A 16032-nucleotide genomic window follows, 5' to 3' on the forward strand; every position below is an offset into this window, starting at 1 on the left:
GAAAAAAACGCTGGGCATTATAAGCATTTTTACGTCGAGAGCGTCATTTGCGCTGCTGTCAAGACGGGTGGTTTGAACGCAACGGACATTACAGAGTCCGTAAGACACGGATAGTCATAGGGAATTGGTAGTGCTAGGACTCTTCAATAAAAAAGCCAATACGCTTTTGGGGATCGACATCAGCTCCACGTCGGTGAAGCTGCTTGAGCTTAGCCGCCAGGGCGACCGCTATCGGGTCGAGGCTTATGCGGTAGAACCGCTACCCGCCAACGCGGTGGTCGAGAAAAATATCGCCGAGCTCGAAGGCGTGGGTCAGGCCCTTTCACGCGTGCTGCTCAAGGCCAGAACCAGCCTCAAGAATGTGGCCGTTGCCGTGGCCGGTTCTGCCGTCATCACCAAAACCATCGAAATGGATGCAGGTCTTTCCGACGACGAGCTGGAAAACCAGCTGAAGATCGAGGCCGATCAATACATCCCTTATCCACTGGACGAAGTCGCCATCGACTTTGAAGTACAGGGCGTATCGGCACGCAACCCGGAACGGGTCAGTGTGCTGCTGGCAGCCTGTCGCAAGGAAAACGTCGAAGTCCGTGAAGCGGCGCTCGCACTGGCCGGCCTGACGGCGCGCGTGGTCGATGTCGAGGCTTACGCGCTGGAGCGCTCATTCGGCCTGCTGACCGGGCATCTGGCGGCGTCTCGCGAGGATCTGACGGTCGCCGTGGTCGACATCGGCGCGACCATGACCACCCTGAGCGTGCTGCGCAACGGGAAAATCATCTACACCCGCGAACAGTTGTTCGGCGGTCGTCAACTGACGGAAGAAATCCAGCGGCGTTATGGCCTGACCGTTGAGCAAGCGGGGCTGGCGAAGAAGCAGGGCGGTTTGCCGGACGATTACGTCAGCGAAGTGTTGCAGCCCTTCCGTGATGCACTGGTGCAGCAAGTGTCGCGTTCGTTGCAGTTTTTCTTCGCTTCCGGCCAGTACAACTCGGTCGACCATATCCTGTTGGCTGGCGGCACCGCTTCGGTTCCGGGGCTGGACCGATTGATCGAGGAGCGTCTGGGCACTTCGACGCAAGTGGCCAATCCATTCTCCGACATGACCCTGGGCAGCAAGGTCAACGCCGGTGCCCTGGCCAGCGACGCGCCGGCGCTGATGATCGCCTGCGGGTTAGCCCTCAGGAGCTTCGACTGATGGCGCGGATCAACCTTTTACCTTGGCGCGAAGAGCTGCGGGACGCACGTCGCAAACGCTTTTTGCTGGCGCTGGTCGGCGTGCTGGTGGGCGCTGTGGCAGTGGTGCTGGTCGTGGATCGGGCCATCAACGGCGCCATCGACCGACAGGTCGCCCGAAACGATTACATCGGTAAACAGATTGCGGTGGTCGACGAGCGGATCAAACAGATCAGCGACCTCAAGGCGCGGCGTCAGCAACTGGTCGAACGCATGCGCATCATCCAGGACCTGCAGGGCAATCGTCCGATCAGCGGGCGGATCTTCGATCAGTTGGCGCGCACCCTGCCGGACGGGGTCTATTTCACCGAGGTGAAAATGGAAGGTAAAACCCTGTCCATCACCGGCGCGGCAGAATCCAATAACCGTGTTTCCGACTTGATGCGCAATCTGGATGCATCGGACTGGTTCGATGCGCCCACCCTAACAGAGGTCAAGGCGACCACCGCAGGCCAACTGGATCAGGCCAACGTCTTTCAGTTGACCGTGCGCCAGACCCAGCCTGCTGCCGTGGAGGCCGTTCAATGAGGCCGGCCGAATGGATCGAAGGGCTGCGCAAGATCGACATCAACGATCTGGACACCAACAACATGGGGTCCTGGCCGCCCGCCATCAAGGCGCTGGCGGGTCTTCTATTGATGATTCTGGTGTTGGCGCTGGGCTACAGCTTTTCCATCAGTGACCTTGAGAGCCAGCTTGAACTCAAGCGCGAGGAAGAGTCGACCCTCAAGGAGCAATTCGCCACCAAGGCCCACATGGCGGCGAATCTTGAGCTGTACACCCAGCAGATGAAGGAAATGGAGAACTCCTTCGGCGTGCTCCTGCGGCAATTGCCCAGTGACACCGAAGTGCCCGGTCTGCTGGAGGACATCACCCGTACGGGCCTCGGAAGCGGGCTGGAGTTTGAAGAGATCAAACTGCTGCCAGAGGTGACCCAGCCTTTCTACATCGAACTGCCGATCCAGATCACCGTCACTGGTGCCTATCATGACCTCGCCACGTTCGTCAGTGGCGTGGCGGGGCTGCCACGGATCGTCACCCTGCATGATTTCGACCTTGCCCCGGCCAACCCCGAAGGCGGCGCTAAATTGCGCATGAGCATCCTCGCCAAGACTTACCGCTACAACGACAAGGGGCTGCAAAAATGAGCCCGGTTCGTATTTTTCCGATGATCGGGATGTTGGCCGCCCTGGCCGGTTGTGATGGCAGCAATGACTTCAGTGATCTCGACGCTTATATGAACGAAATGCGTCTGCGTGCGCCGGGCAGGATTGAACCAACGCCGACATTCCGGTCTTACCCAACGTTCACCTACAGCGCGGCTAACTTGCGAAGCCCGTTTTCCCGGCAGCTCAGAGTTGATCTGGCCGGCCAGAAGCATGGCGCGCGCAATGTCAAACCAGACCCCGGCCGGGTCAAGCAGTACCTCGAAGGTTTCAACATCGAGCAGTTTGAAATGGTCGGCACGATCTCCAATGCGGCGGGCTCCTTTGCGCTGTTGCGCGGGGCGGGCGGTGTGCATCGGCTGAAAGTCGGCGATTACCTGGGGCGCAACGATGGCCGGATCGTCGCCATCAGCGGCTCGCAAGTCGATGTGGTCGAAATCGTTCCTGACGGCGAAGGCGCCTGGCTGGAGCGGCCACGGACTATCCCTTTGAAAGAGCACTCATAGTGGAACTCGAATAATGAACAGGATTTTCGCAACCTTCGGTATTTCGCTATGGATAGCGTTGCTGTCGCCGATGGTACAAGCGGCCAACCTCAAGGCGCTGGATGTTGCCGCGCTGCCGGGAGACCGCGTCGAGTTGAAGTTGTCATTCGATGGCGCGCCGCCGGCGCCCCACGGTTACACGACGGAGCAGCCTGCGCGGATTGCGCTGGATCTGCCTGGCGTGGTCAGTCAGTTGGCGAGCAAGACCCGTGATCTTGGCGGCGGCAACGCCCGCAGCGCCACGGTGGTGGAAGCCAAGGACCGCACGCGGCTGATCATCAACCTGACTCAATTGACCCCGTACACCGCACGGGTCGAAGGCAACAACCTGTTCGTTGTGGTCGGGCGGGGAGGCAGTAACGCTGCCGCGCCTGCCGCCAGGCCTTCGCGGGTCGCCACGGCAACTGCGGCGCCGGCCAAGGCTTATGCGCCGGCGAGCAAGGCCATTCGCGGCGTGGATTTCCAGCGTGGAACCCAAGGCGAAGGCAACGTGGTCATCGACCTGTCGGACCCTTCCATCGCCCCGGACATTCAGGAGCGCGATGGCAGGATTGTCCTTAATTTTGCCAGAACCCAATTACCGGAACCTCTGCGAGTGCGCCTGGACGTCAAGGATTTCGCCACGCCGGTGCAGTTCGTCAACGCCAGCGCCACCGGTGACCGGGCGATCATCAGCATCGAGCCCAGCGGCGCCTTCGATTACTCGACCTACCAGACCGACAATAAGCTCACCGTCAGCATTCGCCCGATGACCGTCGATGACCTGCAAAAGCGCAACGCCGAACGTTTTGCGTACACCGGTGAAAAGCTCTCGCTGAACTTCCAGGACATTGACGTGCGCTCGGTGCTGCAACTGATCGCCGATTTCACCAACCTCAATCTGGTGGCCAGCGACACGGTGCAGGGCGGCATCACCTTGCGTCTGCAAAACGTGCCATGGGATCAGGCGCTGGACCTGGTGCTGAAAACCAAGGGGCTGGACAAGCGCAAGATCGGCAACGTGTTGCTGGTGGCGCCGGCCGACGAGATTGCCGCGCGCGAACGTCAGGAGCTGGAGTCGCAGAAGCAGATTGCCGATCTGGCGCCATTGCGTCGTGAGCTGCTGCAGGTCAATTACGCCAAGGCGGCGGATATCGCCAAGCTGTTCACGTCGGTGACCAGTGCCGAGGCAAAAGTGGATGAGCGGGGTTCGATCACTGTCGATGACCGGACCAACAACATCATTGCCTATCAGACCCAGGATCGCCTCGACGAGCTTCGCCGGATCGTCGCGCAACTGGACATCCCGGTGCGTCAGGTGATGATCGAGGCGCGAATCGTCGAAGCCAACGTCGACTATGACAAAAGCCTCGGCGTGCGCTGGGGTGGTTCGTTGCAGAACAAGGGCAACTGGAACACGTCCGGGGTCAGCAACGGCGCCGATGCTTCGTCGACCATCGGCACGCCTGGCAGCACCAGTACCAACTCGCCGTTCGTCGATATGGGCGCCGCCGCCAATACCTCGGGGCTCGGCATCGCCTTCATCACCGACAATGTGCTGCTGGATCTTGAACTGACCGCCATGGAGAAGACCGGCAACGGCGAAATCGTCTCACAGCCCAAAGTGGTCACGTCCGACAAGGAAACCGCAAAAATCCTCAAGGGCACCGAGATCCCGTACCAGGAAGCCAGCTCCAGCGGCGCCACATCGGTGTCCTTCAAAGAGGCCTCGCTGTCGCTGGAAGTGACGCCGCAGATCACCCCGGACAACCGGATCATCATGGAGGTCAAGGTCACCAAGGACGAACCGGACTACCTGAACAAGGTCCAGGATGTACCGCCGATCAAGAAAAACGAGGTCAACGCCAAGGTCCTGGTCAATGACGGCGAGACCATCGTAATCGGTGGCGTTTTCTCAAATACTCAGAGCAAGGTTGTAGATAAGGTGCCATTTCTCGGCGATGTGCCGTATCTTGGCCGCCTTTTCCGGCGTGACGTGGTTTCGGAGAAAAAATCCGAGCTGCTGGTATTTCTCACTCCGCGTATCATGAACAACCAGGCGATTGCTGTGAGTCATTGATTCTGTGCGAAATTTGATTCTTGTTGGACCGATGGGGGCTGGAAAAAGCACCATCGGCCGGTTGCTGGCCAAAGAGCTGCGCCTGCCATTCAAAGATTCCGATAAGGAAATTGAATTGCGCACGGGCGCCAATATCCCATGGATCTTCGATAAGGAAGGCGAACCGGGCTTTCGTGACCGCGAGCAGGCGATGATTGCCGAGCTGTGCGATTGCGACGGCGTGGTGCTGGCGACCGGTGGCGGTGCAGTCATGCGCGAAGCCAATCGTCGGGCGCTGCGTGCCGGTGGTCGGGTGGTTTATCTGCACGCTTCCGTGGAGCAGCAGGTCGGCCGCACTGCCCGCGACCGCAATCGGCCACTGTTGCGTACTGCCGACCCGGCCAAGACCCTTCGGGATCTGCTGGAGTTGCGCGACCCGCTTTATCGGGAAATCGCCGACCTGGTGGTTGAAACGGATGAGCGGCCGCCGCGTATGGTGGTGCTCGATATTCTCGAGCGCTTGCAGCAGCTGCCTCCCCGTTAAAGCGCAGCGCGAAATGCGCTATCCTCGGCGTCCTGCCACGACCGCTCAAGGTTGTGGCGGATGGCTACCGAACGGCGTCACACCATCAGATGCCCTGGATACTCGATAACTCAAGGCGGGATGCCTGATTTCATCTTCACTGTGGGGACACATGCAGACACTCAAGGTCGATCTAGGCGAGCGTAGCTACCCGATTCATATTGGCGAAGGTTTGTTGGATCAGCCTGAGCTGCTGGCCCCGCATATTCGCGGACGGCAAGTGGCGATCATCTCCAACGAAACCGTTGCGCCGCTCTATCTTGAACGTCTGACCCGCAGCCTTGCACAGTATTCGGTGATTTCCGTGGTGCTGCCCGACGGCGAAGCCTTCAAGACCTGGGAAACCCTGCAACTGATTTTCGACGGCTTGCTGACCGCACGACACGACCGTCGCACGACCGTGATCGCCCTCGGTGGCGGCGTGATTGGCGACATGGCCGGGTTTGCCGCCGCCTGTTACCAGCGTGGCGTCGATTTCATCCAGGTTCCAACCACTCTGTTGTCGCAAGTCGATTCCTCGGTGGGCGGCAAGACCGGGATCAATCATCCGCTGGGCAAAAACATGGTCGGCGCGTTCTATCAGCCGAACGTGGTGCTGATCGATACCGCCTCCCTCAATACCCTGCCGGCCCGCGAGTTGTCCGCCGGGCTTGCTGAAGTCATCAAATACGGCTTGATCTGCGACGAGCCCTTCCTGACCTGGCTCGAAGAAAACGTCGATCGCCTGCGCGCTCTGGACCAGGTCGCCCTGACCTATGCCATCGAGCGCTCCTGCGCGGCGAAGGCGGCGGTGGTCGGCGCCGATGAAAAGGAAACCGGTGTTCGCGCCACGTTGAACCTGGGCCACACGTTCGGCCACGCCATCGAAACCCACATGGGCTATGGTGTCTGGCTGCATGGTGAAGCGGTCGCTGCCGGTACGGTAATGGCGTTGGAAATGTCCACGCGTCTGGGCTGGATCAGTGAGCAAGAGCGTGATCGCGGCATTCGCCTGTTCCAGCGTGCCGGCCTGCCGGTCATCCCGCCTGAAGAGATGACTGAAGCCGATTTTCTCGAACACATGGCAATTGACAAGAAAGTGATCGACGGTCGTTTGCGCCTGGTGCTGCTGCGCCACATGGGCGAAGCAGTGGTGACCGACGATTATCCGAAAGAGGTTCTACAGGCCACGCTGGGAGCGGATTACCGCGCCCTGGCTCAGCTTAAAGGTTAATAAGATCCCGATGACTAGTTTGCACGCCGACGAGGCTTTCCTCGGCCATTACCAGTTGAGTCATGACCCTTTTGCTCCACGGGTGCCTGGCTTCAAATTCTTCCCGGCCCAGCGCAAACCTGTGCTGGGTCAGCTGCACCACCTGGCCCGTTACAGCCAGTTGCTGCTGGTGGTCACCGGCCCGCAAGGCAGTGGCAAGACCCTGTTGCGTCAGGCTCTGGTGGCCAGCACCAATAAACAGTCCGTTCAAAGCGTGGTGGTTTCCGCCCGTGGCGCCGGTGATGCGGCGGGCGTGCTGCGTCAGGTGGCTCAGGCGCTGAACGTTGCCGAGGCCGAGACCGGCGCGATTCTGGCTCAGGTCGTGCAGCTCGCGCTGACCGGTCAGGAAGTCTATTTGCTGGTGGACGACGCCGAGCAGCTCGACGAGTCCGCGCTCGAAGCCTTGATGGAGCTGGCCGCCGGTGCGCCGGAAGGCCGTCCGCACGTGTTCCTGTTCGGCGAATCCTCGCTGATCGCTCAACTTGAGGCGCTGAGCCTTGAAGAAGAGCGCTTCCACGTCATCGAGCTGCAGCCTTACACCGAAGAAGAAACCCGCGAATATCTGGACCAGCGGCTCGAAGGTGCTGGGCGGGGTATCGAACTTTTCACCGCAGAACAGATCTCTGATATTCACGAAAGCTCCGACGGCTGGCCTGGCAACATCAACCAGGTTGCCCGCGATGCAATGATCGAAGCCATGATTGCCAGCCGCTCAGCGGTCAAGCGTCCAAGTATGGGGTTCAACATGCCGAAGAAACACGTATTGGCGATTTCCGCCGTCGTCGTGGTCGCGGTAGCCGCCGCCTGGTTGATGCCGGGTCGCAGCAAAGCACCGACCACCGGCGCACCTGCCAACGAACAGGCGCAACTGCCGCTCGGCCAGGGCACGCCACAACCTAACAGCGGCGGCGCACCTGCCGTGGAATTCGCCGGTAATTCGCAACCGATGCCATTGCCGTTGGTCGGCAACTCGCAGCCGGTCATGCGTGGCCCGCTGGCTGAAGCCGCCGGTGGCATCACCGAGGGCGACGATGGCGTGCCGGTAGAGGGTTCCAGCGCTACACCGCCGACCGTGACCACCATCGCGCCTCCTGCGGGCATCCAGGCCGGTCCTGCGCCGACGCCAGCCGCCAAGCCGACGCCAGCGCCTGCACCAGCGCCGACTCAGGTCGCGACGGCCAAGCCGGTTCCGACTACGCCTGCAGCGAAGCCGGCACCAGCGCCTGCGCCAGCCAAGCCTGCGGCCGTCGCAACCGCCAAGCCTGCCGAGAAACCTGCGGCTGCGGCCAAGGCTGCCGGCGGCACCTGGTACGCCGGTCAGGCTCCGGGTAACTACGTGGTGCAGATCCTCGGCACCAGCTCCGAGGCGACCGCGCAAAACTTCGTGAAAGAGCAGGGCGGCGAGTACCGTTATTTCAAGAAAGTCCTCAACGGCAAGCCGCTTTACGTCATCACTTACGGTAACTTCGCCAACCGCGATGCAGCCGTTACCGCCATCAAGGCCTTGCCAGCGAAGGTTCAGGCTGGTAAACCTTGGCCTCGCACTGTCGCCAGCGTCCAACAGGAACTGGCAACAACTCGCTGAAGATTCGGCGGCCTTACCCAGGCCGCCTCTCCCGGCACCTCAAAATTTCTACAAGCGCATGCCGCCTCTACAGGCCGCGTGCCTTGTGGTGTCTGCGTCACAGTAGTCTTTGAGTCGTTGCAGTCAAAATTAAAAAAGTTTTGACTAGCACAGCAGATCGCTTTAAACCTTTCACAAATGCGACATAGATTTGCGACATTTCGTCGTCAAATTTGTGAGCCTCTGTGTCGGTGTGTACAATGACCTCCCTTTTGCCCCCGCAAAGCTGGCGTACGTTCGGCGCGGATGGTAAGTGGTTGAATTGAAAAGAAATTTGCCTCGATAAGAGGCAGCCTGGTGAGAAAGTGTCTATGAAAGCAGGTCTGTACCAACCAGATGAATTCAAGGATAACTGCGGTTTCGGCCTGATAGCCCATATGCAGGGCGAGCCCAGTCATACCCTTTTGCAAACGGCCATCGAGGCCCTGACCTGCATGACCCACCGCGGTGGGATCAACGCCGACGGCAAGACCGGTGACGGTTGCGGTCTGCTGATTCAAAAGCCGGACGTGTTCCTGCGAGCCATCGCCCAGGAAACCTTCGGCGTCGAACTGCCCAAGCAATATGCGGTGGGCATGGTCTTCTTCAACCAGGACCCGGTCAAAGCCGAAGCCGCTCGCGAGAACATGAACCGCGAGATCCTGGCCGAAGGCCTGACCCTGGTCGGCTGGCGCAAAGTGCCGATCGACACCAGCGTCCTCGGCCGCCTGGCCCTTGAGCGCCTGCCGCAGATCGAGCAGGTCTACATCGGCGGTGAAGGCCTGAGCGATCAGGACATGGCGATCAAGCTGTTCAGCGCCCGTCGTCGCTCGTCCGTGGCCAACGCCGCCGACGTCGATCACTACATCTGCAGCTTTTCGCACAAGACCATCATCTACAAAGGCCTGATGATGCCGGCGGATTTGACCGCCTTCTATCCAGACCTCAGCGATCAGCGCCTGCAAACCTCGATTTGCGTGTTCCACCAGCGCTTTTCCACCAACACCCTGCCGAAATGGCCGCTGGCCCAGCCATTCCGCTTCCTCGCCCACAACGGCGAGATCAACACCATCACCGGCAACCGCAACTGGGCCCAGGCCCGTCGCACCAAGTTCACCAACGATCTGATGGATCTGGAAGAACTCGGCCCGCTGGTGAACCGCGTCGGTTCCGACTCCTCCAGCATGGACAACATGCTCGAGCTGATGGTCACCGGTGGCATCGACCTGTTCCGTGGCGTGCGGATGATCATTCCGCCTGCGTGGCAGAACGTCGAAACCATGGACCCGGACCTGCGTGCGTTCTACGAATACAACTCGATGCACATGGAGCCGTGGGACGGCCCGGCCGGCGTGGTAATGACCGACGGTCGTTACGCGGTGTGCCTGCTCGACCGTAACGGTCTGCGTCCGGCGCGTTGGGTCACCACCAAGAATGGTTTCATCACCCTGGCGTCCGAAATCGGTGTCTGGAACTACCAGCCTGAAGACGTGATCGCCAAGGGCCGCGTTGGCCCGGGCCAGATCTTTGCCGTGGACACCGAGACCGGTCAGATCCTCGACACCGACGCGATCGACAACCGTCTGAAATCCCGTCATCCATACAAGCAATGGCTGCGCAAGAATGCCCTGCGCATCCAGGCGACCATGGAAGACAACGACCACGGTTCGGCGTTCTACGATGTCGATCAGCTCAAGCAATACATGAAGATGTATCAGGTCACGTTCGAAGAGCGCGACCAGGTGCTGCGTCCGCTCGGTGAGCAAGGCTACGAAGCCGTTGGCTCCATGGGCGACGATACGCCGATGGCCGTGCTGTCCCAGCGCGTGCGCACACCGTACGACTATTTCCGCCAGCAGTTCGCGCAGGTGACCAACCCGCCGATCGACCCGCTGCGTGAAGCCATCGTCATGTCGCTGGAGATCTGCCTTGGTGCCGAGCGCAACATCTTCCAGGAGTCGCCGGAACACGCCTCGCGCGTAATCCTCAGCTCGCCGGTCATTTCCCCGGCCAAGTGGCGCTCGCTGATGAACCTCGATCGTCCGGGCTTCGAGCGCGCGATCATCGACCTCAACTACGACGAAAGCGTCGGCCTCGAAGCGGCTGTGCGCAACGTCGCCGATCAGGCTGAAGAAGCCGTTCGCGCCGGTCGCACCCAGATCGTCCTGAGCGACCGTCACATTGCACCGGGCAAGTTGCCGATCCACGCTTCCCTGGCCACCGGCGCGGTACACCACCGCCTGACCGAAAAAGGCCTGCGTTGCGACTCCAACATCCTGGTGGAAACCGCCACCGCACGCGACCCGCACCACTTTGCGGTGTTGATCGGCTTCGGCGCCTCGGCGGTCTATCCGTTCCTGGCTTATGAAGTGCTGGGCGACCTGATCCGTACCGGTGAAGTCCTGGGCGACCTCTATGAGGTGTTCAAGAACTACCGCAAAGGCATCACCAAAGGCCTGCTGAAAATCCTGTCGAAGATGGGTATCTCGACCATCGCCTCCTACCGCGGCGCTCAATTGTTCGAAGCCATCGGCCTGTCCGAGGAAGTCTGCGACCTGAGCTTCCGTGGCGTGCCGAGCCGCATCAAGGGCGCACGTTTCGTCGACATCGAAGCCGAGCAGAAAGCCCTCGCCGCCGAAGCCTGGAGCCCGCGCAAGCCGATCCAGCAAGGCGGCCTGCTGAAGTTCGTCCACGGTGGCGAATATCACGCCTACAACCCGGACGTGGTCAACACCCTGCAAGCCGCTGTACAGCAGGGCGACTACAGCAAGTTCAAGGAATACACGTCGCTGGTGGACAACCGTCCGGTGTCGATGATCCGCGACCTGTTCAACGTCAAGACGCTGGCCACGCCGCTGGACATCAGCGAGATCGAACCGCTGGAATCGGTGCTCAAGCGCTTTGACTCCGCCGGCATTTCGCTTGGCGCACTGTCGCCGGAAGCTCACGAAGCCCTGGCCGAAGCCATGAACCGCCTCGGTGCGCGTTCCAACTCCGGCGAAGGCGGCGAAGACCCGGCGCGCTACGGCACCATCAAGAGCTCGAAAATCAAGCAAGTGGCGACAGGCCGTTTCGGTGTCACCCCGGAATACCTGGTCAACGCTGAGGTGCTGCAGATCAAGGTTGCCCAGGGCGCCAAGCCCGGCGAAGGCGGTCAACTGCCAGGCGGCAAGGTCAACGGTCTGATCGCCAAGCTGCGTTACGCAGTGCCGGGCGTGACCCTGATTTCGCCGCCGCCGCACCACGACATCTACTCGATCGAAGACTTGTCGCAGCTGATTTTCGACCTGAAACAAGTCAACCCGAAGGCCCTGGTCTCGGTGAAACTGGTAGCAGAAGCGGGCGTCGGTACCATCGCCGCCGGTGTGGCCAAGGCCTACGCGGACTTGATCACCATCTCCGGTTACGACGGCGGCACCGGCGCATCGCCGCTGACCTCGATCAAATACGCGGGCGCTCCGTGGGAACTCGGCCTGGCCGAAACCCACCAGACCCTGCGTGGCAACGACCTGCGCGGCAAAGTCCGGGTACAGACCGACGGCGGCCTGAAAACCGGCCTCGACGTGATCAAGGCGGCCATTCTCGGCGCTGAAAGCTTCGGTTTCGGCACCGCGCCAATGATCGCGCTGGGCTGCAAATACCTGCGTATCTGCCACCTGAACAACTGCGCCACCGGCGTCGCGACTCAGAACGAGAAGCTGCGCAAGGATCACTACATCGGCACCGTCGACATGGTGGTGAATTTCTTCACCTACGTCGCCGAAGAAACCCGTGAGTGGCTGGCCAAGCTGGGCGTGCGCTCCCTCGAAGAGCTGATCGGTCGCACCGATCTGCTGGAAGTCCTCGAAGGCCAGACCGCCAAGCAGAACCACCTGGACCTGACCCCGTTGCTGGGCAGCGATCACATCCCGGCAGACAAGCCTCAGTTCTGCCAGGTCGACCGCAACCCGCCGTTCGACAAAGGCCTGCTGGCCGAGAAAATGATCGACATGGCCACCTCGGCCATCAACGACATGAGCGGCGCCGAATTCGCGCTGGATATCTGCAACTGCGACCGTTCGATCGGCGCGCGGATCTCCGGTGAAATCGCGCGCAAGCACGGCAACCAAGGCATGGCGAACGCGCCGATCACCTTCCGCTTCAAAGGGACGGCCGGTCAGAGCTTCGGTGTGTGGAACGCCGGCGGTTTGAACATGTACCTGGAAGGCGACGCCAACGACTACGTCGGCAAAGGCATGACCGGTGGCAAACTGGTCATCGTTCCGCCGAAGGGCAGCGCCTACAAGACTCAGGACAGTGCCATCATCGGCAACACCTGCCTGTACGGCGCCACCGGCGGCAAGTTGTTCGCTGCCGGCACTGCGGGCGAGCGTTTCGCAGTGCGTAACTCCGGTGCTCACACCGTGGTGGAAGGCACTGGCGATCACTGCTGCGAGTACATGACCGGTGGTTTCGTCTGCGTCCTGGGCAAAACCGGTTACAACTTCGGCTCAGGCATGACCGGCGGTTTCGCCTACGTGCTCGACCAGGACAACACCTTCGTTGACCGGGTCAACCACGAACTGGTGGAAATCCAGCGGATCAGCGGCGAAGCGATGGAAGCCTACCGTAGCCACCTGCAACGCGTGCTGAACGAGTACGTCGAGGAAACCGACAGCGAGTGGGGTCGTGAACTCGCGGAAAACCTCGATGACTACCTGCGCCGTTTCTGGTTGGTCAAGCCCAAGGCTGCCAGCTTGAAAACGTTGCTTTCCAGCACCCGTGCCAACCCGCAGTGATATGCGCCTGAAGAGTTTGATGAGGTTTTAACAATGGCTGAACGTCTGAATAACGACTTCCAGTTCATCGACGTCGGGCGCAAAGATCCGAAGAAGAAACTGTTGCGTCAACGCAAGAAAGAGTTCGTGGAGATCTACGAACCCTTCAAACCCCAGCATTCGGCCGATCAGGCCCACCGCTGCCTGGGTTGCGGTAACCCGTATTGCGAATGGAAGTGCCCGGTGCACAACTTCATTCCGAACTGGCTGAAACTGGTGGCCGAGGGCAACATCCTCCAGGCCGCCGAGCTGTCGCACCAGACCAACACCCTGCCGGAAGTCTGCGGCCGGGTTTGCCCGCAGGATCGTCTGTGCGAGGGTGCCTGCACCCTCAACGACGGCTTCGGCGCGGTGACCATCGGTTCGGTCGAGAAGTACATCACCGACACCGCGTTCGCCATGGGCTGGCGCCCGGACATGTCCAAGGTCAAGCCGACCGGCAAACGTGTCGCGATCATCGGCGCAGGCCCGGCCGGCCTCGGTTGTGCCGACGTGCTGGTACGCGGCGGCGTGACCCCGGTGGTGTTCGACAAGAACCCGGAAATCGGCGGTCTGCTGACCTTCGGCATCCCGGAGTTCAAGCTGGAAAAGACCGTGCTGAGCAATCGCCGCGAAGTTTTCACCGGCATGGGCATCGAGTTCCGCCTGAACACCGAAGTGGGCAAGGATGTGTCCGTCGAGCAACTGCTCGAAGAATACGACGCCGTGTTCATGGGCATGGGCACCTACACCTACATGAAGGGCGGCTTTGCCGGTGAAGACCTGCCGGGCGTGCATGACGCGCTGGACTTCCTGATCGCTAACGTCAACCGCAACCTGGGCTTTGAAAAGTCGCCGGAAGATTTCGTCGACATGAAAGGCAAGAAGGTCGTGGTACTGGGCGGCGGCGACACGGCGATGGACTGCAACCGTACCTCGATCCGCCAGGGCGCCAAGTCGGTGACCTGTGCGTATCGTCGTGACGAAGCGAACATGCCTGGCTCGCGCAAAGAGGTGAAGAACGCCAAGGAAGAAGGCGTGAAATTCCTCTACAACCGCCAGCCGATCGCCATCGTGGGTGAAGACAAGGTTGAAGGCGTGAAGGTGGTCGAGACTCGTCTCGGCGAGCCGGACGCCCGTGGCCGTCGCAGCCCCGAGCCGATCCCGGGCTCCGAAGAGATCATCCCGGCCGACGCCGTGGTCATCGCTTTCGGTTTCCGTCCAAGCCCGGCGCCGTGGTTCGAGCAGTTCAGCATCCAGACCGACAGCCAGGGCCGCGTAGTTGCGCCTGAACAAGGTCAGTTCAAGCACCAGACCAGCAACCCGAAAATCTTCGCCGGTGGCGATATGGTTCGCGGTTCCGACCTGGTGGTGACGGCGATCTTCGAAGGCCGCAATGCGGCTGAAGGGATCCTGGACTACCTGGGCGTCTAAATCTGCTTGATCGGCGTCGCTCCCTTCGCGGGCAAGCCTCGCTCCTACAGGTGCAATATGACCCTGTAGGAGCGAGGCTTGCCCGCGAAGAGGCCGGTAAATTCAACGCAGATTTAGTTGATGTAACCCGCGACAAATTGACCCGATAGACAAAAGGCTGACCTGCATCCGTGCCTTTTGCGTCGAGCTCTGAGAAAATGCCCGCACTTTTTTTCCGGATGCCGACATGACTGCCCTGAAGAACGACCGTTTCCTTCGCGCCCTGCTCAAGCAACCTGTAGACGTCACCCCAGTGTGGATGATGCGTCAGGCCGGTCGCTACTTGCCTGAATACCGCGCCAGCCGTGCCAAGGCCGGCGACTTCATGAGCCTGTGCATGAACCCGGCGTTCGCTTGCGAAGTCACCATGCAACCGCTCGACCGCTATCCGCAACTGGATGCGGCAATCCTGTTCTCCGACATCCTCACCATCCCGGACGCCATGGGCCAGGGCCTGTACTTCGAAACCGGTGAAGGTCCGCGCTTCAAAAAAGTCGTCAGCACGATGGCCGACATCGAAGCCCTGCCGATTCCTGATCCGCACAAAGACCTCGGTTACGTGATGGACGCGGTCAGCACCATCCGCCGCGAACTGAACGGTCGTGTACCGCTGATCGGTTTCTCCGGCAGCCCATGGACCCTGGCCACCTATATGGTCGAAGGCGGCTCGTCGAAAGACTTCCGCAAGACCAAAGCCATGCTCTACGACAACCCGCAAGCCATGCACCTGCTGCTGGACAAGCTGGCGCAGTCGGTGACCTCGTACCTCAACGGCCAGATCATGGCTGGCGCGCAAGCGGTGCAGATCTTCGACACATGGGGCGGCAACCTGTCGGCGGCGGCGTACCAGGAATTCTCCCTGGCCTACATGCGCAAAATCGTCAGCGGCCTGATCCGCGAACACGAAGGCCGCAAGGTTCCGGTCATCCTGTTCACCAAGAATGGCGGCCTGTGGCTGGAAAGCATTGCTGATGCCGGTGCTGATGCGCTGGGCCTGGACTGGACGTGCGATATCGGCAATGCCCGGGCTCGCGTTGGCGACAAAGTTGCCTTGCAAGGCAACATGGACCCGACCGTGCTCTACGCCAAACCGGAAGCCATTCGTACCGAAGTCGGACGGATCCTCGCCAGCTATGGCAAGGGTAGCGGCCACGTGTTCAACCTGGGTCATGGCATTACGCCGGAAGTCGATCCGGAACATGCGGGTGCGTTCCTGCGCGCGGTGCATGAGCTGTCGGCGCAGTATCACGAGTAGTTCTCTCGGGTTCCATCAAGCCTGTCCGGCCAACGCCGGGCAGGCTTTTTTTTGTCTGAAATACCGTGTGCCAGCCTAACCCGTTTCA

At 60.6% G+C, this 16032-nt stretch carries 11 protein-coding genes; all 11 read left to right on the plus strand.

The window, feature by feature from the left end:
• Window positions 1–130: 130 nt before the first annotated feature.
• The 11 genes from K5R88_RS23205 to hemE all read left to right on the plus strand — a co-directional run bounded on the left by K5R88_RS23205 (window position 131) and on the right by hemE (window position 15944).
• Entirely contained in the window at window positions 131–1195 is a 1065-nt protein-coding gene (locus tag K5R88_RS23205) for a pilus assembly protein PilM (RefSeq protein WP_226298425.1), read from the plus strand.
• Window positions 1195–1761: a PilN domain-containing protein gene (locus K5R88_RS23210; protein WP_226298426.1), complete on the plus strand. Its 567-nt coding sequence runs from the start codon at window positions 1195–1197 to the stop codon at window positions 1759–1761. Before K5R88_RS23205 ends, K5R88_RS23210 begins: the two co-directional genes overlap by 1 nt.
• Complete coding sequence (pilO, locus tag K5R88_RS23215) at window positions 1758–2381, plus strand: type 4a pilus biogenesis protein PilO (protein WP_008041857.1); 624 nt, start codon at window positions 1758–1760, stop codon at window positions 2379–2381. The genes K5R88_RS23210 and pilO overlap by 4 nt, the downstream gene beginning before the upstream one ends.
• A complete protein-coding gene (locus K5R88_RS23220) occupies window positions 2378–2905 on the plus strand; it encodes a pilus assembly protein PilP (protein ID WP_226298427.1) in 528 nt (175 codons plus the stop codon). Before pilO ends, K5R88_RS23220 begins: the two co-directional genes overlap by 4 nt.
• 13 nt (window positions 2906–2918) lie before the next feature.
• Window positions 2919–5003 carry a type IV pilus secretin PilQ gene (gene pilQ / locus K5R88_RS23225; protein ID WP_226298428.1) on the plus strand — a complete coding sequence of 695 codons (2085 nt, stop codon included), beginning with the start codon at window positions 2919–2921 and terminating at the stop codon, window positions 5001–5003.
• Between the two features lie 4 nt (window positions 5004–5007).
• Entirely contained in the window at window positions 5008–5526 is a 519-nt protein-coding gene (gene aroK, locus K5R88_RS23230) for a shikimate kinase AroK (protein WP_032828585.1), read from the plus strand.
• A gap of 151 nt (window positions 5527–5677) precedes the next feature.
• On the plus strand, window positions 5678–6778 hold the full coding sequence (gene aroB / locus K5R88_RS23235; RefSeq protein ID WP_008041853.1) for a 3-dehydroquinate synthase: 1101 nt from the start codon (window positions 5678–5680) through the stop codon (window positions 6776–6778).
• Window positions 6779–6788: 10 nt separating this feature from the next.
• Window positions 6789–8402 (plus strand): AAA family ATPase, encoded by a 1614-nt coding sequence (locus K5R88_RS23240; protein ID WP_226298429.1) that lies wholly within the window; start codon window positions 6789–6791, stop codon window positions 8400–8402.
• Between the two features lie 350 nt (window positions 8403–8752).
• Complete coding sequence (gene gltB / locus K5R88_RS23245) at window positions 8753–13198, plus strand: glutamate synthase large subunit (protein WP_008025189.1); 4446 nt, start codon at window positions 8753–8755, stop codon at window positions 13196–13198.
• A gap of 33 nt (window positions 13199–13231) precedes the next feature.
• Window positions 13232–14650 (plus strand): FAD-dependent oxidoreductase, encoded by a 1419-nt coding sequence (locus tag K5R88_RS23250; protein ID WP_192226859.1) that lies wholly within the window; start codon window positions 13232–13234, stop codon window positions 14648–14650.
• Window positions 14651–14876: 226 nt separating this feature from the next.
• Window positions 14877–15944 (plus strand): uroporphyrinogen decarboxylase, encoded by a 1068-nt coding sequence (gene hemE, locus K5R88_RS23255; RefSeq protein WP_008025187.1) that lies wholly within the window; start codon window positions 14877–14879, stop codon window positions 15942–15944.
• Window positions 15945–16032 lie beyond the last annotated feature (88 nt).

Source organism: Pseudomonas sp. MM213 (assembly GCF_020423045.1).
GTDB classification, from domain to species: domain Bacteria; phylum Pseudomonadota; class Gammaproteobacteria; order Pseudomonadales; family Pseudomonadaceae; genus Aquipseudomonas; species Aquipseudomonas migulae.

Coding starts and splice junctions, on each gene's coding strand:
- K5R88_RS23210 (WP_226298426.1), top strand. CDS start 1,195: ATGGCGCGGATCAACCTTTTACCTTGGCGCGAAGAGCTGCGGGACGCA.
- pilO (WP_008041857.1), top strand. CDS start 1,758: ATGAGGCCGGCCGAATGGATCGAAGGGCTGCGCAAGATCGACATCAAC.
- K5R88_RS23220 (WP_226298427.1), top strand. CDS start 2,378: ATGAGCCCGGTTCGTATTTTTCCGATGATCGGGATGTTGGCCGCCCTG.
- pilQ (WP_226298428.1), top strand. CDS start 2,919: ATGAACAGGATTTTCGCAACCTTCGGTATTTCGCTATGGATAGCGTTG.
- aroB (WP_008041853.1), top strand. CDS start 5,678: ATGCAGACACTCAAGGTCGATCTAGGCGAGCGTAGCTACCCGATTCAT.
- K5R88_RS23240 (WP_226298429.1), top strand. CDS start 6,789: ATGACTAGTTTGCACGCCGACGAGGCTTTCCTCGGCCATTACCAGTTG.
- gltB (WP_008025189.1), top strand. CDS start 8,753: ATGAAAGCAGGTCTGTACCAACCAGATGAATTCAAGGATAACTGCGGT.
- K5R88_RS23250 (WP_192226859.1), top strand. CDS start 13,232: ATGGCTGAACGTCTGAATAACGACTTCCAGTTCATCGACGTCGGGCGC.
- hemE (WP_008025187.1), top strand. CDS start 14,877: ATGACTGCCCTGAAGAACGACCGTTTCCTTCGCGCCCTGCTCAAGCAA.